Origin of the sequence: Brevibacillus laterosporus LMG 15441 (genome assembly GCF_000219535.2) — a bacterium.
GTDB classification, from domain to species: domain Bacteria; phylum Bacillota; class Bacilli; order Brevibacillales; family Brevibacillaceae; genus Brevibacillus_B; species Brevibacillus_B halotolerans.
In genome coordinates this window covers 3,856,200-3,874,624 of record NZ_CP007806.1, presented here as the reverse complement: position 1 = coordinate 3,874,624, position 18,425 = coordinate 3,856,200, and the positions used below count along the sequence as shown (strand labels likewise).

At 43.7% G+C, this 18,425-nt stretch carries 19 protein-coding genes; 17 read left to right on the top strand and 2 right to left on the bottom strand.

Annotated elements, in window-relative coordinates; translation table 11 throughout:
* Nucleotides 1–106 precede the first annotated feature (106 nt).
* The gene (locus BRLA_RS16985) at nucleotides 107–868 is read left to right on the top strand and encodes an RsfA family transcriptional regulator (protein WP_003336666.1); all 762 of its coding nucleotides are present in this window, start codon (nucleotides 107–109) and stop codon (nucleotides 866–868) included.
* A 115-nt stretch (nucleotides 869–983) separates the two neighbouring features.
* On the opposite strand, the gene BRLA_RS16980 is transcribed toward BRLA_RS16985, so the two are convergent.
* Nucleotides 984–1,451: an N-acetyltransferase gene (locus BRLA_RS16980; protein ID WP_003336667.1), complete on the bottom strand. Its 468-nt coding sequence runs from the start codon at nucleotides 1,449–1,451 to the stop codon at nucleotides 984–986.
* 204 nt (nucleotides 1,452–1,655) lie between these two features.
* On the opposite strand from BRLA_RS16980, the gene BRLA_RS16975 reads away from it, so the two are divergent.
* Genes BRLA_RS16975 through BRLA_RS16955 form a run of 5 tightly spaced genes read left to right on the top strand, consistent with a single transcriptional unit; the run spans nucleotide 1,656 to nucleotide 6,499 of the window.
* The gene (locus BRLA_RS16975; protein ID WP_003336668.1) at nucleotides 1,656–3,002 is read left to right on the top strand and encodes an acetyl-CoA carboxylase biotin carboxylase subunit; all 1,347 of its coding nucleotides are present in this window, start codon (nucleotides 1,656–1,658) and stop codon (nucleotides 3,000–3,002) included.
* A gap of 5 nt (nucleotides 3,003–3,007) precedes the next feature.
* On the top strand, nucleotides 3,008–3,220 hold the full coding sequence (locus tag BRLA_RS16970) for an acetyl-CoA carboxylase biotin carboxyl carrier protein subunit (RefSeq protein WP_003336669.1): 213 nt from the start codon (nucleotides 3,008–3,010) through the stop codon (nucleotides 3,218–3,220).
* Nucleotides 3,221–3,270: 50 nt separating this feature from the next.
* Complete coding sequence (locus BRLA_RS16965; protein ID WP_003336670.1) at nucleotides 3,271–4,155, top strand: hydroxymethylglutaryl-CoA lyase; 885 nt, start codon at nucleotides 3,271–3,273, stop codon at nucleotides 4,153–4,155.
* 13 nt (nucleotides 4,156–4,168) lie between these two features.
* Nucleotides 4,169–4,942, top strand: coding sequence for an enoyl-CoA hydratase-related protein (locus BRLA_RS16960; RefSeq protein ID WP_003336671.1), 774 nt, complete (start codon nucleotides 4,169–4,171; stop codon nucleotides 4,940–4,942).
* 15 nt (nucleotides 4,943–4,957) lie between these two features.
* On the top strand, nucleotides 4,958–6,499 hold the full coding sequence (locus BRLA_RS16955; protein WP_003336672.1) for an acyl-CoA carboxylase subunit beta: 1,542 nt from the start codon (nucleotides 4,958–4,960) through the stop codon (nucleotides 6,497–6,499).
* 58 nt (nucleotides 6,500–6,557) lie between these two features.
* On the opposite strand, the gene BRLA_RS16950 is transcribed toward BRLA_RS16955, so the two are convergent.
* Entirely contained in the window at nucleotides 6,558–7,280 is a 723-nt protein-coding gene (locus tag BRLA_RS16950) for a TIGR00266 family protein (RefSeq protein WP_003336673.1), read from the bottom strand.
* Between the two features lie 147 nt (nucleotides 7,281–7,427).
* On the opposite strand from BRLA_RS16950, the gene BRLA_RS16945 reads away from it, so the two are divergent.
* From BRLA_RS16945 to BRLA_RS16895, 11 genes are all read left to right on the top strand, one after another.
* On the top strand, nucleotides 7,428–8,369 hold the full coding sequence (locus tag BRLA_RS16945) for a ketopantoate reductase family protein (protein ID WP_003336674.1): 942 nt from the start codon (nucleotides 7,428–7,430) through the stop codon (nucleotides 8,367–8,369).
* A 5-nt stretch (nucleotides 8,370–8,374) separates the two neighbouring features.
* On the top strand, nucleotides 8,375–8,785 hold the full coding sequence (locus tag BRLA_RS16940; protein ID WP_003336675.1) for a DUF3397 family protein: 411 nt from the start codon (nucleotides 8,375–8,377) through the stop codon (nucleotides 8,783–8,785).
* 18 nt (nucleotides 8,786–8,803) lie between these two features.
* On the top strand, nucleotides 8,804–9,361 hold the full coding sequence (locus BRLA_RS16935; RefSeq protein WP_003336677.1) for a helix-turn-helix domain-containing protein: 558 nt from the start codon (nucleotides 8,804–8,806) through the stop codon (nucleotides 9,359–9,361).
* A gap of 118 nt (nucleotides 9,362–9,479) precedes the next feature.
* Entirely contained in the window at nucleotides 9,480–11,105 is a 1,626-nt protein-coding gene (gene bshC, locus BRLA_RS16930; protein ID WP_003336678.1) for a bacillithiol biosynthesis cysteine-adding enzyme BshC, read from the top strand.
* 150 nt (nucleotides 11,106–11,255) lie between these two features.
* The gene (locus tag BRLA_RS16925; protein ID WP_003336679.1) at nucleotides 11,256–11,507 is read left to right on the top strand and encodes a hypothetical protein; all 252 of its coding nucleotides are present in this window, start codon (nucleotides 11,256–11,258) and stop codon (nucleotides 11,505–11,507) included.
* Between the two features lie 89 nt (nucleotides 11,508–11,596).
* Nucleotides 11,597–12,682 carry a YheC/YheD family endospore coat-associated protein gene (locus BRLA_RS16920; protein ID WP_003336680.1) on the top strand — a complete coding sequence of 362 codons (1,086 nt, stop codon included), beginning with the start codon at nucleotides 11,597–11,599 and terminating at the stop codon, nucleotides 12,680–12,682.
* Between the two features lie 133 nt (nucleotides 12,683–12,815).
* Nucleotides 12,816–14,075 (top strand): adenosylhomocysteinase, encoded by a 1,260-nt coding sequence (locus tag BRLA_RS16915; protein WP_003336681.1) that lies wholly within the window; start codon nucleotides 12,816–12,818, stop codon nucleotides 14,073–14,075.
* Between the two features lie 149 nt (nucleotides 14,076–14,224).
* Complete coding sequence (gene mraZ, locus BRLA_RS16910) at nucleotides 14,225–14,656, top strand: division/cell wall cluster transcriptional repressor MraZ (protein ID WP_003336683.1); 432 nt, start codon at nucleotides 14,225–14,227, stop codon at nucleotides 14,654–14,656.
* Between the two features lie 19 nt (nucleotides 14,657–14,675).
* Nucleotides 14,676–15,608 carry a 16S rRNA (cytosine(1402)-N(4))-methyltransferase RsmH gene (gene rsmH / locus BRLA_RS16905; RefSeq protein WP_003336684.1) on the top strand — a complete coding sequence of 311 codons (933 nt, stop codon included), beginning with the start codon at nucleotides 14,676–14,678 and terminating at the stop codon, nucleotides 15,606–15,608.
* 62 nt (nucleotides 15,609–15,670) lie between these two features.
* Nucleotides 15,671–16,099: a cell division protein FtsL gene (gene ftsL, locus BRLA_RS16900; protein ID WP_003336685.1), complete on the top strand. Its 429-nt coding sequence runs from the start codon at nucleotides 15,671–15,673 to the stop codon at nucleotides 16,097–16,099.
* Nucleotides 16,100–16,161: 62 nt separating this feature from the next.
* Nucleotides 16,162–18,405, top strand: a complete 2,244-nt coding sequence (locus BRLA_RS16895) for a PASTA domain-containing penicillin-binding protein (protein ID WP_003336686.1) — start codon at nucleotides 16,162–16,164, stop codon at nucleotides 18,403–18,405.
* The last annotated feature ends 20 nt before the right edge of the window (nucleotides 18,406–18,425 follow it).

Sequence of the window (18,425 nt, the reverse complement as noted above, 5' to 3'; positions counted from 1 at the left end):
GTCAGCTTGGGGATACTTTTTTCTAGTAATTGTTATTCTACAAGAGTAGGGAAAAGCATAGAATGAACTACATCGTTCTTATCAGTTAACGGGAGGGACTTTATATATGGTAGCTTCAAGACAAGATGCTTGGACGGAAGATGATGATCTGGTACTCGCAGAGGTAACGCTTCGCCATATACGCGAGGGTGGTACCCAGTTGGCAGCTTTTGAAGAGGTAGGTCAGCGGCTAGGGCGGACCTCCGCCGCCTGCGGGTTTCGTTGGAATAGCACTGTACGCAAGCAGTATGATGCTGCGATCTCTATTGCGAAGGCGCAGCGTCAGCAAATGAAAAAGCTGGGACGAATCCAGCCTGAAATTCGTTTGGATAACAAGATTTCAAGTGAACCCATAGAAAGTAGTGTACCTGAGTCTCGTGAAAAGCAAAAAAGTGAGCCGGTGATGGATTCAATTATTTCTCAACAGTTGCATCATCATGAAAGCATTGCACAAGCTCAGGAAAGCAAGCCATCTGTGGCAATGCCTATACCTACATTCACCCATGCTATAGAAACGTCCAGAGTAATAGGCGAGGAACAGCAGGTGGAATCAGCTATTAGGCTGTTGCAGGGGTATAAAGATGTTGTACGCAGATGTAAGCAATTCGAACGAGAATTAGAACAGCGTGAGCGAGAAATAAAAGATTTAAAAGAGCAAAATGTGCAGCTAAGAAAAAATTTAGAGGATCATATTGGGGTAAACAACGATTATAAAGCGTTGCTGCAAATTATGGATCGTGCAAGACGATTGGCCTTTTTAAAAGAAGAGGAAAGCTCTAAGCCAGTCTTTAAAATGGATTCAAATGGCAATCTAGAACGGATTGAATAATCGCGAAAAGGTAGTAGATGAGCGGTCCTTACGTGGATCGCTCTTTTCGTACAATACAAAAAAGCTGACACCAAAATGCGTCAGCTTGCTTCCAGGTAGTTTATCAATAAAAAAGTTAGTCTTGCAAACCTACCGTAGTTGGTAACCAAACGTAGGGATTCTCTCCTCTATCTCGAACCGGATTATATTTCACAGGGAAGAACCCCATTTTTGTCCAGAATTGATCTGCTCTACAGCGGGAATTTGTTTTTATCGGCAAACAAAAGCTCTTGGCATGGTTAACTAATGCAGTCCCATAATTTTTGTTGCGATATTCAGGTAATACCTCTAGCTTCCATAGTTCATAATAATCTTGTTTTGGTTGAAAATAACGATCATACTTGGCATCAATTTTGTATAGACTCATCCGGGCAACTAAACGATCTTCATGATAAATCCCGTAGAAGGGAGATTCAGAGTCGTTTTCGATAATATTGGCTTGCAAATCTTCTTTCATGGATAGCTCTTCAAGTCCAAACTCACGGAATTTTTGGAACTCTTCCAATGTTTTGTAATTAATGTGCAAGCGTACTACTTCATACATTGATATGGCCCCCTTTCAAAAATTACGTCTGCTTTTTTATTATACACTTGATTTCCCAGAAATGCTCAATTTGAATACTGATAAGTGTGCTTTGGTGAAATATTTGGTTTTATGAAAAAATTTTAGCTGACATCTAGAACAATTGACAAATTAGTGGCAATATAAAGAAGAGGCTAACTTTTTAGTGAAAAGGAGGGGGAGGTCGTGAACAAAATTTGTATTGCCAATCGGGGGGAAATTGCAAGGCGAATCATTCGTACCCTCAAACAGATGGGAATAGCAACCGTAGCTGTATATTCAGATGCTGATCAAGATGCTTTATTCGTCAAAGAAGCGGATGAAGCCATTCGGATTGGACCACCGCCAGTACCACAGAGCTATTTGAATATGGAGGCTGTAATCAAGGCCGCTAAGGAAGCAGGTGCGGATGCTATCCATCCTGGCTATGGATTACTCTCTGAAAATAGTGAGTTTGCAAAGCGATGTGAACAGGAGGGCTTGCTCTTTATTGGGCCATCTCCGTCTGTTATCGAGCAAATGGGAGATAAGGTAAACGCCAGGCAGCTCATGCGTAGAGCGGGGGTGCCTGTTGTTCCCGGGATTGAAGATCATCTGGAAACCGCAGAGGATGCTGTGCGATTAGCGGCATCCATTGGATATCCGCTTATGCTCAAAGCAAGCGCTGGAGGCGGAGGTATAGGCATGCAGGTGTGCCACAGCGATGATGAAATGCGTCAGGCATTCCTTTCCGCTAAAGGAAGAGCAAAAGCTTACTTTGGAAATGATACGATGTTTTTGGAACGTTATATCGAGCAACCGCATCACATTGAAGTACAAATCCTAGCAGATCAGCAGGGAACAACATTACATTTGCTGGAGCGTGAATGCTCTATTCAACGACGGCATCAGAAGGTTGTGGAAGAAAGTCCGTCCCCATTTTTAGATGAAAAAACGCGAGCTAGCGTGTGTGCTATGGCCATAACAGCAGCCGAGGCGGTTGGATATACTGGTGCGGGGACTGTTGAGTTTATTATGGATGGGGAGCGCAATTTTTACTTTCTAGAAATGAACACTCGTTTGCAAGTGGAGCATCCCGTAACAGAAGAAATGATCGGGATTGACTTAGTTGAATGGCAAATCCGCATTGCACGGGGTGAAGCGTTATCCTTTACTCAGGATGAGGTCAAGGCAAAACGACATGCCATAGAATTGCGAGTTTATGCTGAAGATCCTGCTACCTTTTTTCCATCACCAGGTACGATAACGGCTTATGAAATACCGCAGATGGAAAGCGTTCGCATTGATGATGCAGTGCAGGCTGGTACGATCGTGACGCCGTTTTATGATCCGATGATCGCTAAGCTGATTGTATCAGGGGAGACACGAGAACAAGCAGTTTTACTAGCGCAGAAGGCGGTTGAGAGCTATAAAATTGAAGGGGTAAAGAGCAACCTGCCTTTTTTACAGGATGTTTTAGCACAACCAGCTTTCCAAAAGGGGTGCTACGACACCCAATTTATCCAACAAATGAGAGAACCTAAAGGAGTGTAACTACGATGAAACAAGTAACTGCAAGTATGGCGGGGACTGTTATTCAATTATTGGCCCAAGCAGGAGCAGAGGTAAGTGCGGGAGCAGATGTTGTTATGCTCGAATCCATGAAAATGGAAGTGCCTATCCAAACGGAGTCTGCCGGGAAAGTAGCGTCGGTTAAGGTCAATGTAGGAGACTTTGTTAATGAGGGAGACGTCCTTTTGGAGCTAGAATAATTTTTTTGCAAACAAACTGAGCGATCGTTCGGTTGAGGAGTTGAGTTCATATGCAGATTACGGTGTATGAAGTAGGACCGAGAGACGGATTACAAAATGAAGAAGCGCTCATCAGTACTGCACATAAAATCGAGCTGATTACAAAGCTGACTCAAGCGGGAATTCGCCATATCGAAGCTACCTCGCTTGTGCATCCAAAATGGATTCCGCAATTGTCTGATGCTACCGAGGTGATTGCTGGTGTCCCCCGATTCGATGATGTTCACTATAGTGTGCTGACTCCCAATCTCAAGGGGCTACAGCGAATCGCTGCGAATCAGGTGGATGAAGTAGCAATCTTCATGTCCGCAAGTGAAGCCCACAATCTCAAGAATATTAATAAAACACGAGCGGATACCTATCCTGTCTTAGCGGAGGTGGCGCAAGAGGCACAGCGGATGGGACTACGCGTCCGCGGCTATATTTCAACAGTGTTTGGATGTCCTTATGACGGGGAGGTTTCTTTGACAGAAAGTATGCGAGTCGTGGAAAGGCTTCTTGCTATGGGAGTGTATCAGCTATCCATCGGAGATACGATTGGTGTTGCAACACCGCGTCAGGTGCAGGAGGTATTTGCAGCTTTTGAAAAAGAGTGGGGAGCTACTTGGTTTGCTGGTCACTTTCACGATACACGGGGAACGGGTCTGGCTAATGTAGTAGCGGCCCTGCACCATGGAATTAGTACATTTGATAGCTCAATAGGTGGCTTAGGGGGATGTCCCTATGCTCCCGGAGCCGCAGGCAATATTTCCACAGAAGATGTTGTGTACTTATTGCATGGAATGGGTTATGAGACGGGGATTCAATTAGATAAGCTGGTAGAAGCCGGTCAATTTATTCAAAGAATAGTAGGTAGAGAATTACCATCCAAAGTCTTAAAGACGGCAGCAGGATGATGAGGAGGGGCGTATGACTATTCAGCTTGAAAAACAAGGTCAGGTGGGGATCCTTACCATTCAACGTCCAGAGGTGTACAATTGCTTAAATCTGGTGACGTTAGAACGATTGCAGCGTCTACTGCTGGAAGTATCGACGGATACGGATATACGCGTTGTAATCATCACGGGTGCTGGGGATAAAGCATTTTGCTCAGGAGCTGATCTGAAAGAGCGCAAAACGATGCAGCAATCCCAGGTTCAGCAGTATATTCGTACGATTCGTGACGTATTTACCCAAGTTGAACGTTTATCCGTACCTGTAATTGCGGCCATTAATGGAATTGCGTTTGGGGGCGGCTTAGAGCTTGCTCTTGCTTGCGATCTGCGGGTTATGAGCGAGACAGCGCAAACAGGCTTAACGGAAACATCTTTAGGCATTATTCCAGGAGCCGGGGGGACACAGAGACTACCAAGGCTGATTGGAAAAGGAAGGGCGAAGGAATTAATTTTGACAGCACGACGCATCGGGGCCAAGGAAGCACTAGAAATTGGCTTGGTTAATCAAATTGTTCCAGCAAATCAGGTGCTTGAGGCTTCCCTTTCTTTAGCTCAACAAATCGCGTTAAACGCGCCACTCGCCCTCGCTCAGGCTAAATGGGCGATTGATTATGGCATGGAGGTGGATATGGCCACAGGATTAGCTCTAGAGAGCAATGCTTACCAAATCCTTGTGCCAACGAAGGACCGCCTTGAAGGACTTGCAGCTTTTGCAGAAAAACGCAAACCCGTATATCGAGGGGAATAAGGAGGGGAATAAAGAATGAGCCAATCAATCGAAGAGCTATTGCGGCAACGGATGGAGCAAATAAAACAAGGCGGGGATCAAAAATATCATGACAAGCAAAAGGAACAGGGTAAGCTGTTTGTGCGTGATCGTCTGAATTTATTGTTTGATGAAGGGGAATATACGCTGGAGGATGGCTTGTTTGCGAACTATAAGGCAGGCAATCTACCTGCGGATGGAGTCGTTACCGCCATTGGTAAAGTAAACGGACAAACCGTATGCGTTATGGCTAACGATTCCACAGTGAAAGCAGGATCATGGGGCTTTAGAACAGTAGAAAAGATTATTCGTATTCAAGAGACAGCAGAAAAGCTGTGTGTGCCATTGCTATATTTGGTGGATTCCGCGGGAGCACGAATTACAGACCAGCTGGAAATGTTCCCAGGTCGTCGTGGAGCAGGGCGAATTTTTTATAATCAGGTAAAATTATCTGGAAAAATCCCGCAAGTATGCATTTTATTTGGTCCCTCTGCCGCAGGCGGGGCCTATATCCCAGCCTTTTGTGATATTGTGATTATGGTGGAAAACAATGCAAGTATGTACTTAGGGTCTCCGCGGATGGCAGAGATGGTTATTGGTCAAAAAGTTTCGCTAGAAGAATTAGGTGGGGCACGAATGCATTGTAGCGTAAGTGGCTGTGGTGATGTTCTGGCTGCTAACGAACAAGAAGCCATTGCATCAGCCCGCCGTTACCTGAGCTTTTTCCCGTCCCATTATCAAGAGCTACCACCGGCGGTACAAGCAAAATCTCCAGTGGAGACGGCAAAGGATATCAATGCACTCATACCGGAAAATCAGAATGCACCCTTTAACATGTATGATTTAATTGATACCTTAGTAGATGATGGATCGTTTTTTGAAATAAAGAAGTTATTTGCACAAGAGCTGATCACCGGTTTAGCCCATCTTAATGGCAAACCAGTAGGCATTATTGCCAATCAACCGCGTGTCAAAGGTGGCGTTTTATTTGTCGATTCAGCAGATAAAGCGGCTCGCTTTGTGACCCTGTGCGATGCATTCCATATACCTCTTCTGTTCCTTGCAGATGTGCCAGGCTTTATGATCGGAACAGCGGTTGAGCGGGCTGGCATTATTCGTCATGGAGCTAAAATGATTTCGGCAATGGCAGAAGCTACTGTACCTAAGATATCCGTAATTGTAAGAAAAGCATACGGGGCAGGTCTATATGCAATGGCTAGCTCTGCATTTGAACCGGATGCGACCCTCGCATTACCTCATGCTCAAATTGCGGTGATGGGGCCAGAGGCGGCTGTGAATGCCGTATATAGCAATAAGATTCAAGCAATGGATGATCCACAGGAGCGACAGGCGTTTATTATGGAAAAGCGTCAAGAATATCAAGAAGATATTGACATTTACTTGCTTGCTTCAGAATTGATTGTGGATGCCATTATTGAACCATCTCAGCTAAGAAATGAGTTAATCTGGCGGTTTGATGCTTACCAAAGTAAACAGCAAACCTTTACCAATCGTAAACATCCGGTTTATCCAGTGTAAAAAAAGGGACTCCGTGGTAAGGAGTCCCTTTCTAGCGTTGGTTATATAACGACGGGAGTTAATCCTTAAATAAATCTCCAATTCCGTTAATCATCCCGCCGTTACCGGACTTTCCCATGTTAGCTGCAATTTTACCTGCCAATCCGGCGATAGTCATAGTTTGTAGCCAAATTTTACCTGGGCCACGCAAGGTTGTTAAAAATAAACCTTCTCCGCCAAAAATGATATTTTTAATGCCTTTTACACGTTCGATACTCATATCTACAGAGGATTCGTAGGCTGCAACATGGGCTGTGTCCACCTTTATGACTTCCCCATGCTGTAGATTCATCTCAGCTACTTCACCGTCTATCTCTAAAAAGACCATTCCGCGACCGCTTAGACGCTGCATGATGAAGCCTTCGCCACCAAAAAAGCCTGTGCCTAATTTCTTTTGAAAATGAATGGAGACATCAATGTTTTCTGTTCCTACCAAAAAGGCATGCTTTTGGGCGATAATCTCGTTTCCAGGATGAATGGTTACGGGAATTATTTTGCCGGGAGCTGCAGGTGCAAAGGCAATCATTCCTGGCGTATGTAAGGCTTCAAAAAATGTGAATGTTAATGATTCTCCAGAGAAGGCGCGTCCAAGAGATTTGAGCATGCCACCCTTAAAGCTGGTGTCCATTTTTATATTTTCGCTCATCCAAATCATAGAACCCGATTCAGTAAACAATCGCTCACCGGGTTGCAGGTTGAATTGGAGAGCCTGCATGGTAGAACCCATAATATGATATTCCATACGTTACCCACCTTTAGTTGATTTCAACGGGATTATAAGGTAGTTTTCAGAAACATTCCACAAAAATTTTATGGAAGGCATTTTCCGTCCCGCGAATATTTGTTATGCTGATGATGTCTAACTTCTTTGATAAAGGTTGGGAGTATTATGAATATCGCAATCATTGGTGGCGGGTCTGTAGGATTATTGTTGGCTGCCAGATTGTGTCTAGCAGGTTCACAGGTGCAGGTAATCACACGTACGCGACAGCAAGCGGATGAACTAACAAAGCACGGTCTACTATTGCACTCTTTACAAGGCGAACAGAAACGAATTCACATACAAGCCGTCTCGATGGAGGGTGACCTTCCGAAAGCTGATCTCTATGTGTTAGCGGTCAAACAGACAAGTCTTACTGAAGTATTGCCTGTTTTACGTAAAATTGATCCAAGTGCACGCGTCCTTGCTGTGCAAAACGGTATGGGTCACGACGATCATCTGAAGGAGGTGCTAGCTCTTAACCAGATTTATTTTGGTGTTCATACGGAAGGGGCTCGACGACACTCTTACACGGAGGTAGAGCATACGGGTAAGGGGACGTGGCAGGTAGGTTCAATAATTGGACAAGAACAAAAGGCTCTTCCCTTAGATCCAGTAATCGAAGCATTCCTGTCTGTGGGAGAGATAGCTGGGCTTGCCATCAAGTATGTTTCTGACATTTATGGGGTGATGTGGCGAAAATTAATGGCGAATGCTGTTATTAATCCACTCACAACTCTATTTGAAATTCCGAACGGTGCGTTGCTCGAATCTACAGAGACGATGGTTCTTATGAAAAGGCTATTCGTAGAGGCAAAAGAAGTCGCATCCTTACACGGGCAAAAAATTGACGAATCAAGTTGGCAGGAAATTGTACAAATTTGCCGAAATACATCCAGAAATTATTCTTCGATGCTACAGGACCTGCTGAACTGTCGTCCATTGGAGATTGAAGCAATCAATGGCTATATTGTAAAGCAAGGAAGAGAGCTTCAAATAGCAACACCACACCAGGAGGCAGTATACAAAGCTACTCTCCTCAAAGCAGGCTTGATGGCCCAAAGGGGATAAGTCCATTGCTCTTTCTCTTTAAAAATTTTTGGGGCGTATTAACAATTTTTCCTTTCGTAGCTTTCATAATCACGTTCTTCACAGTATTTTTTTGGAAAAAACAGCAAAAAAAAGCTTTTGCTTGGTCTGTGAATATTACGAATATTTTTTTAGTTGTTTCGGTCGCTCAGATCTATAAAGGGTTATGGCCTGAAGCGGTTTCTGCTTGGATACTAATTCTATTGTTTCTTCTTGGCTTGGCAGGAATGCTGTTCTATCTACAAATGAAGGTGCGCGGAAGGGTGTCGTGGAAGAAAATAGGTTCTGCTACCTGGCGAATCTCCTTTATTTTGTTCATGTTTACCTATTTCTGTCTTTTTTCAACCGGCATCTATAAAACGATGCAGGCCGCGCATGTTGGTTTGTCTATCATGTAACGAAGGTTGGTGCATAGGATGACGTTACCCATAGAGCTAATTGGAAACAAAATTAGGGCTGTTCGTAAGGAAAAAGGATATACCTTGGAAGTTATGGCCTCAAAAACTGGTTTAAGCAAAGGCTTATTAAGTCAAGTAGAAAGAGGAATCTCTCAACCATCTTTGGAATCTTTATGGCGTATTACGAAAGCGCTTGAAGCGCCGCTCATTCACTTTTTTGAGGATGTGGAGCAAAGTCATATTCACGTGGTACGTAAGGATAAGCGCAGACTTATGGTGTTTCCTGATTCCACTGGTACGTATTCGTTGTTATCAGGAGGCGGTGCTTCTAAGCTCGCTGTCATGGAGGTGCGGCTACAGCCTGGAGAGCAGGCGAAGGATGTCTTTGTCTCTCATGAGGGAGAAGAGTGTCTAGTCGTAATCGAAGGTCAGTTGCAGGTCAAATTGACAGAGGATGAGTATCAATTAGAAACAGGTGACAGCATCTATTTTGACAAGGCACAATTGCATACGGTTGCAAACGTGAGTGATGCGCTTACCGTTGCTATTTGGTCTGTCTCTTCGCCTCGGTTTTAAAAATGGATGATAAAAAATAAACTTGCAGGACACTTCACGGGAGGGGTCCTGTTTTTCGTGCTTGCTCGCCGTGTTATAATTTATAATAACAATTTGAAAGGGCGAAAGTAGGAGACGAATGAAAACTACAAAATGTTATGTACCAACAACAAATTCATTTCAAAACGATTTTCTAAAGGAAAGCCCCAAAGCTCTCTCCTTTTTTACATATGCTCCCTATGATCCTCAATCGTATGTTACTCGTATGCAGTATGTGTCTAAAAAACGCTATCCGCATCGCAATCTCTTGGCAGATGCTCTTTATGCCTATAACAAGGAAATTGGAAATCATGAGGTAGCTTTGCAAATGATAGAGAAGCTTCGTGAACCCAATTCCTTAGTCGTGGTAGCAGGACAACAAGCGGGGCTGCTTACTGGGCCTCTTTATACCATTTATAAAGCAATTGATGTGATTCAATTAGCGAAGCAGACGTCAGCGCAATTAGGGGTATCAGTGATCCCGGTGTTCTGGATTGCTGGAGAAGACCATGATTGGGAAGAAATCAATCATTTTTACCAACTGACGCAGAAGAAGGAGCTTCGCAAAGTAAAAGTAAAGGCAAAACATATCAAGAAGCACTCCGCTACAGATATGAGAGTGGAACAAGCAGATATGCTGCGAGTCATTGAGGATTTCTTTGCAGAAGAGGCTGAGACAGACTATAGCGAGACAATCCGATGTTGGTTAGAAGAGACCGCGCAACGCTCGCATACCTTAGTGGACTGGTTTGTGCAATTGATGGCGAGGCTGTTTGGTGCACATGGATTGGTATTCATCGAATCCTCCTTACCTACTGTCCGTCAGCTTGAGCAGCCTGTTTTTGAACAAATCATTCGAGAGAATAAGGAATTGAATGAGACATTGCTACAAGCGCAGGCAGACCTGAAAGAGTACGGATATCCTGAACAGCTGGACATTTCACCACAGCAGGCGAATTTCTTTTTCTATGAACAAAAGGAGCGCTTGTTAATGGAGCGGGTCGAAGGAGGTTTTCAGAGCAAGGATGGAGGCAAGGTTTATACACAAGCAGAATTGCTGGCTATTTTACACGTCTCCCCAGAACGCTTTAGCGCCAATGTAGTGACACGTCCCTTGATGCAGGAGCATTTACTGCCGACCTTGGCTTTTGTCGGGGGACCTGGGGAAGTGGCCTACTGGGCATACTTTAAAAAATACTTTGCTGCTTTTGGCTATGAGCTACCGATTGTCTTGAGACGAACTTCGATCACGTTGATGGAGGGGGCTCTAGAGAAAATCAGAGAACAAAAGCAGATTAGCTATGAGACGCTACTGAGTGGATTTGCGGATTGGAAAGAGAAGTGGCTACAATCACTGGATGATCACGGGTTTGCTCAGCGCTTTGAGCAGAAGAAACAAGAACTTGAAATGCGCTATCGTGAGCTGCTACAAGATGTAATCGCATATGATAAGGGTTTAGCTCAATTGGCACAAAAAAATGTAGAACGACTGGTGCAGGATGTTACTTTTATGCAAAACCGCACGGAAGAAGCCGTTCTTCGAAAACATCAAGTGGAAGTGGAGCGGGTTGTGCGTCTGGAGCAATCTATCGTACCGCTGGATAGCTGGCAGGAGCGGGTATATCCTATTTTTACGTACCTGAATCGTTTTGGCCCAGATTTAGTGGATCGATTGCTGAATACGGACTTCGAGCGTGATGGCTCCCATCAAGTTGTCTATATATAAATATGATCTATGAAATAGAAAAAAACAGCGTTCTAGCAAATAGAGCGCTGTTTTTGTTATAAAAAAGGATATCCTAGATTCTGCGCTTGCAAACAAGGTAGGCTGTGTTGTAGAATCACCCCAAATCTATCGCTTGTCCGGGAGGTAAGTATGAAAATAGTATTGCATCAAATTTCAAATAAAGTAGGATTGCGTGAAACCCAATTAGCAGAGGCGATTCATAATGGAGATGTCACAGGTGAAGTCCCTGAACAAAACCCATATTCAAAACTAGCCTGGGTTGATCTGTTATCGTTACAGAATTATATGGAGTGGTTATACGAGCAAGATAAGATAACGGAGCAGAAATTTTTAAAAGGCGTTCGTCATATTGAACGAATGAAGCAGAAGCTATTAAAGTGACCTCCAAACGAAATGGATAGGCTGTGCGAACCTATCGTATATTACATCATACACTGCCAATATAACCTGCAAAAGAGGTGTAACTGACAGTGCAGAAGAAACGAATCGGAATTTTAACGTATAGAAATGGTAAACGCTTTGGCGAACCGTTATTTTTTCGTCATTTGCTAACAGAGGGAGAAAAGCTTGGGGCGACTGTGTTTTTGTTTTCCCCAAATGATGTATTTGAATCAAAACGCCAAATTAGAGGATTCATTCCTGGGCCTGATAAGACATGGAAAAGTAAAATGTTTGATTGGCCTGATATCGTAATCGATCGCTATCGATATTATCCGAAACCTCAGCATAAGGACTACCTTGCTTTCCGCAAGCGTCCGTTGTTTACCTATGCCAATAGTCGGTTTAGTTCCAAATGGAATGTATATCAGGTGTTAAATCAACAGCCATCTATGCAGCCATGGTTACCGGAGACGTTTGCCTATGATAGGGAAGTATTGAGCAATATGCTGCAAAAGTACCCGCTGCTTTATGTAAAGCCAGCTCAGGGAACGGCGGGTCGCAGTATCCTGCGTATCAAAAAGACCTCTTCGGGTTATGATCTATTGGGAAGAGGGCTACATTTAAATAAGGTGAGTCACAAGGTAAAGACTCGGGCTGAACTTCATCAGTATGTAAAGGAATGGGTAAAAACGGAGAGACTGGGCGAAGAGATTTTTCTTATTCAACAAGGCCTGCAGCTTGACTTGATACCAGATCGAACCGTTGACACACGCATTCTTATTCAAAAGACGGGATCGGGAGAGTGGGAAGTAACAGGTCTTGGTATGCGCATAGGCGGAGTCAAGAGCTCTACCTCAAATCTACATGGAGGAGGGCTAGCAAAAGATGCGCGAAAAGTGCTTACAGACTGTTTTGGTGAATCTGCGGCAACCAAAATTATACGTAATTGTTACTCGCTCGCTCATCAAACAGCAAAAGCGGTGGAATCCTACTATGGACGCATGATTGAATTGGGATTAGATGTAGGAATTGACGTATCAGGTCGACCTTATTTAATCGAAATTAATCCGAAGCCTGGACGCGACATTTTTCGAAAATTGAAACGTAACAAGGTCTATCAAAAGGCAGTCATGCGTCCTATTCAATATGCACTGTATTTACTAAAACAACAATAAATTTCCGAGCCTGGATCATACAGTATGGTGAACTGCACAAAAATTCAGCATAAAAGGGTGATGTAATTCCTACCTATGTGGTATGATATAAAAGAAGACGGGTTCACATTTACAGAAGGAGGGTTTTTAGCAAATGACAATGGTTCAAGAAAGCATCGTAAAAGACATCGCCCTAGCACCTAACGGCCATTTAAAGATTGATTGGGTAAAGGAACATATGCCGGTGTTAAACCGAATTAGAGAACGCTTCGAACAGGAAAAACCATTCGCTGGTAAAAAAGTAGCAATCTCCCTTCATTTGGAAGCAAAAACAGCTTATCTGGCAAAAGTGATTCAAGCAGGTGGTGCTGAAGTTACGATTACCGGATCTAATCCTTTGTCAACACAAGATGATGTATGTGCCGCTTTGGTGGAAGATGGTATTCGCGTATTTGCTAAATACAATCCATCCGAAGAAGAGTATAAAGAACTTCTCATTAAAACGCTGGAAACTCGTCCTGATTTTCTAATTGACGACGGTGGGGACCTTGTAACACTTTTACATGGAGAGCGCCGTGATCTATTAGAGAATGTAAAAGGTGGAGCGGAAGAAACCACTACTGGTATTCTACGCTTGCGTGCTCTTGAAAAAGAAGAGAAGCTTGAATTCCCGATGGTAGCTGTTAACGATGCCTATTGCAAGTATCTGTTTGACAATCGTTATGGTACAGGTCAATCCGTATTTGACGGAATCAACCGTACAACAAACCTAGTTGTTGCTGGTAAAACTGTAGTGGTTGCGGGCTATGGCTGGTGCGGTAAGGGCGTAGCTATGCGCGCAAAAGGTTTGGGTGCAAAGGTTATCGTGACAGAAATTGACGCAATTAAAGCTGTAGAAGCATACATGGACGGCTTTGAAGTAATGTCCATGGATGAGGCAGCTAAGCTTGGTGATTACTTCGTTACAGTAACGGGTAATCGCGACATTATCCGCAAAGCTCACTTTGAAAGCATGAAGGATGGAGCTATTTTATCTAATGCTGGCCACTTTGATGTCGAAGTAAATAAAGTAGAGCTGAACGATATATCGACAAGCAAACGTGTTGTTCGTAAAGATATCGAAGAATTTGTCCTGCAAGATGGTCGTAAAATCTATCTGTTAGCGGAAGGTCGTCTTGTGAACCTAGCTGCAGGTGATGGACATCCTGCTGAAATTATGGATATGACCTTTGCTTTGCAGGCAGTAGGACTTGAGTATGTTAGCAAGAACTATGAGGCAATCGGTAAAAAGGTATTAAACGTACCATATGAGCTAGATGAAACAGTGGCTCGCTATAAATTGGAAGCGCTTGGAAAGAATATCGACAAATTGACGCCAGAGCAAAAAGAATACTTAGAAAGCTGGGTCGAATAGGTAAGAAATTCGCTGGGATATGGCATCAAAAAATGAAGAAAAAAACCTGCTGACAAACGGCAGGTTTTTTTTCTATAATAAGGAGAGGCAAGAAGTGGGGAAAAGTGGGGGAGAGTGGTATCTCTCGGAAGGAAAGTGGGGAAGTTGGAATGTTCATGGGTGAGTATCAGCATAACATCGATGACAAGAACCGTCTGACAATCCCGGTTAAATTCCGTGATATGCTGGGCTCGTCCTTTGTTGTAACCCGCGGCCTTGATCGTTGTTTATTCGTCTACCCGATGGAAGAGTGGAAGGCGTTAACAGAAAAACTTAAATCTCTGCCATTTACCAAAGCTGACGCTCGGGCGTTTACCCGTTTTTTCTTTTCTGGTGCTACTGAATGTGAGTGGGACAAGCAGGGAAGGGTAAACATACCACCTCATTTGCGAGAACACGGCCGTTTACAGAAAGAATGTGTTATTATTGGCGTGCAGAATCGCATGGAAATTTGGGGCAAGACAGAATGGGATGCGTATTCTTTGGAACAAGAGCAATCTTTTGGCGAGATTGCTGAAAAGCTCGTTGATTTTAATTTGTAGACTCGGGAGTGACGTTATTTTGTTTCACCATGTAACCGTACTATTACAGGAAGCCGTAGAAGGATTACATATTCGTCCTGATGGAATATATGTGGATTGCACCTTAGGTGGAGCAGGACACAGTACTTTAATTGCTTCAAAGCTAGGTGATCAGGGTAGATTAATTGCCATTGATCAAGATGATGTAGCACTTGCAAACGCCAAGGAAAAACTACAGGCGTATCAAGATAAAGTGACTTTGGTGAAAAGTAACTTCCGCTATCTCAAGGATGTTGTGCAAGATTTAGGTCTTGATGGCGTAGATGGCGTTTTGTTTGATCTAGGTGTATCTTCTCCTCAGTTAGATGTAGAAGAACGTGGGTTTAGCTACAATGGTGACGCCCCGCTGGATATGCGCATGGATCAGCAAGCCGACCTATCTGCTTATGACATCGTAAATGAGTGGGAGGAAGCTGCGCTATCCAAAATCATTTTTGAGTATGGCGAAGAGAAGTTTGCCCGGAAGATTGCCCGGCAAATCATCCTGCATCGTGAAAAAGCGCCGATTGAAACAACAGGACAGCTGGTAGAGATTATTAAGGAAGCTATTCCAGCTCCAGCTCGGCGTACAGGACCTCATCCGGCGAAGAGAACCTTTCAAGCCATTCGCATTGCCGTAAACGATGAATTACATGTGTTTAAGACGGCGGTTTCAGATGCTATTGACATTTTGCGTCCGGGTGGCAGAGTGAGTGTTATTACTTTCCATTCCTTAGAGGATCGGATTTGTAAGCATGCTTATTTAGAAAAAGCGCAAGGCTGTACATGCCCGCCTGGGTTCCCGCAATGTGTATGCGGTAATGAACCGATTGTTAAGATTATCACCAGAAAGCCATTGCTACCGTCTGAAGAGGAGCTTGCGGATAACCCACGTGCCAGATCGGCTAAATTGCGTATTGCTGAGAAGAAATAACACATTAGTATAAATGAACACCGAAGAAGGAAGCCAGTTATACTTAGTAGGGGGGGACTAAGTTGAGTTATTATTCCCGTGGGAATTTGGCATATGAAGTAAATAGACGTTCTCCATCTCCGAAAAAGATGAAGCGTACTGTTAAAATCAGACCCGGGGTACCCACAAGTGAAAAGTTGATGTATTTGTTGCTCATCTTTGCTTTAGTCATTGCTACAAGCATTATAGGCTTCCGTTATAATCAGATTTCGCAAAATAACTATCAGATTCAGGTATTGACAAGAGAGATCGCCAAAATCAAGGGCGAGAATGAATCGATGCAGTTAAAAGTGGATGAAATGAGCAATCCCAAGCGTATTAGTATTGAGGCGGAAAAAATGGGAATGGTCCTTGATATGAAATCAGTCCGCAATATGGGTGGCATTTCTATGGAAGAAAGTAAGGATAACAAAAAAGACGAAAAAACCAAACAAACCGAAAAAGTCCAATAATGTTACTCGCGCAATAAGGAGTAGCATTTTCTTTTTTGTCAGAGAGGAAGAGGGAGAGGCTCGTGACAACAAAAAAGCGAATGAACAAGCGAATTTTACTTGTGGGAATGGGAGTTTTTCTTGGTTTTATGCTTTTGACACTACGCCTGTGGTGGGTACAGGTGGTAAACGCTAGCTGGATTATGGATCAAGGTAAGGGGCAGTGGAATCGTGACATGACCTTAAATCCGAAACGCGGGAGCATTCTAGATCGAAATGGGGAAGTTCTTGCTTTTGAAGGACGGGCCTATCTAGTGGAAGCCCAGGTGCGTCCTAAGAAATTGGCAAATGGTCAAAACGACACGGATGATTATGTAAAGGACCCCATGATGACGGCGATGAAATTAGCTACCGTGATAAATGAACCGCAGTCCAAAATTTTGGAACGTCTCACTAAGAATCCGAATGCAATATGGGTTAATTTAGGGCCTGAAGCCTCCAAAATAAGCTTGGAACAAAAGGACAAAATCTTAGCTATGCAATACCCTCTTGATGAAAAGGGGGTTAAATCCAAGCAAAATCAATTACCCGGGATCAAAATCTCAGAAACCACCAAGCGCTTCTACCCAAAGGGGAAATTCGCCGCTCATGTCTTAGGGTTTCTCAATGCTGAAGGAATACCTGTAATGGGGATTGAACGACAATTTAAGAATGAATTAAAGGGTGAAGAAGGCACTCTAAAGATGGTGAAGGATGCGCTAGGCTATCCACTGCCAGATGGGCAAACAGAATTTAAAGCTGCAAAAGATGGTCAAAATATCAAGCTTACCCTTGATGATCAGATACAAACATACGTAGAAGAGGCATTAGATAAAACAGATGCGGCATTTCACCCAAAAGGGATGTCAGTAATTGTATCTGATCCGAATACGGGCGAAATCCTTGCGATGGCCAATCGTCCGCAGCATGACCCTAACAATTACCGTTCTATCGTCAATTATATGAATTTCGGTGTGAGCTATACGTTTGAGCCAGGTTCAACCTTTAAGATTATTACGCTCGCAGCTTCTATTCAAGAGGGTGTGTTTAATTCTAATTGGTCCTTTACATCAGGACATTATAAGGCATGGAAGACTGGAGCGGCTATCTATGATCATAATCGAATTGGATGGGGCACGATTACCTATTTAAATGGTGTGCAACGTTCCAGTAACGTATTATTTGCTATGCTAGGTAACGAAAAGCTGGGACAAGCTAAGCTTGAGCATTATTTTAAAGCCTTTGGTTTTGGGAAAAAGACAAACATTCAGTTACCTGCGGAAGAAGTAGGGAACTTAACTAACGTTGAAAAGTTTAATAAATTTTCACCGCGTGACTTGGCTGTTACTCCGATTGGACAAGGGGTAACGGTAACACCGATCCAGCAGGTCATGTCTGTGGCCGCTATTGCAAATGGTGGTAAATTAATGCAGCCACTCATTGTAAAAGAGCGTATCGATCCACGGACGGGTCAGGTAATCGAGCGGTATCAGCCTAAAGAGGTTGGACGTCCGATCTCAGAGGCAACGGCACGTGAAACGCGTAAGATTTTGCAAACGGTCGTTGATGGCGATATAAAATCAGGAGCGACTGGGCGTAACTTTAAATTGCAGAATTTTAGCGTGGCTGGGAAAACCGGTACAGCACAGAAGTATAACGAACGAGGAAAAATCATTGATAATAAATATATCTTCTCCTTTATTGGATTCGCTCCCGTGGAGAATCCAAGACTGGTTGTTTATATTGTAGTCGATGATCCAGGGGGCGGGGCATCCTATTCAACGGCTAGTAGGGATGTAGTTGCGCCGATGTTCCAAGCGATTATGGAGAAAAGCTTGCAATACTTGCAGGAGAAGCCAGATCGAAGTGCCTTGGCTGCTCAAGCTACTGTGGTAGAGGAAAAACGGCTACAAGAATCCACTGTACCTCAACTTACAGGCATCCCGTTAAAAGAAGCGAAGGAACGGGCGAAGCAGGCTGGTTTTAAGGTAGAAGTGGTTGGCGAGGGAACCAATGTGATTAATCAAATTCCGGCTCCGTATGAAAAAGTAGGCAGTACCACGACCATACTGCTTGCCTCCGATGGCAAAGCCTCAATGAAAATGCCTGATTTTAAGGGGAAATCGTTGCGGGAAGTACTAGAGTATGGCAATTTGCTAAATATTGCAGTAAGCGCTACTGGTAGCGGATATGTAGTGGAACAAAACGTAGAAGCGGGTACAATCCTGACAGGAAAAGAGACGATTCAAGTGAAGCTGTCTCCTACATATGTGTCTGTAGACAAGTAGTTCTAACACTCCTCTTTGGC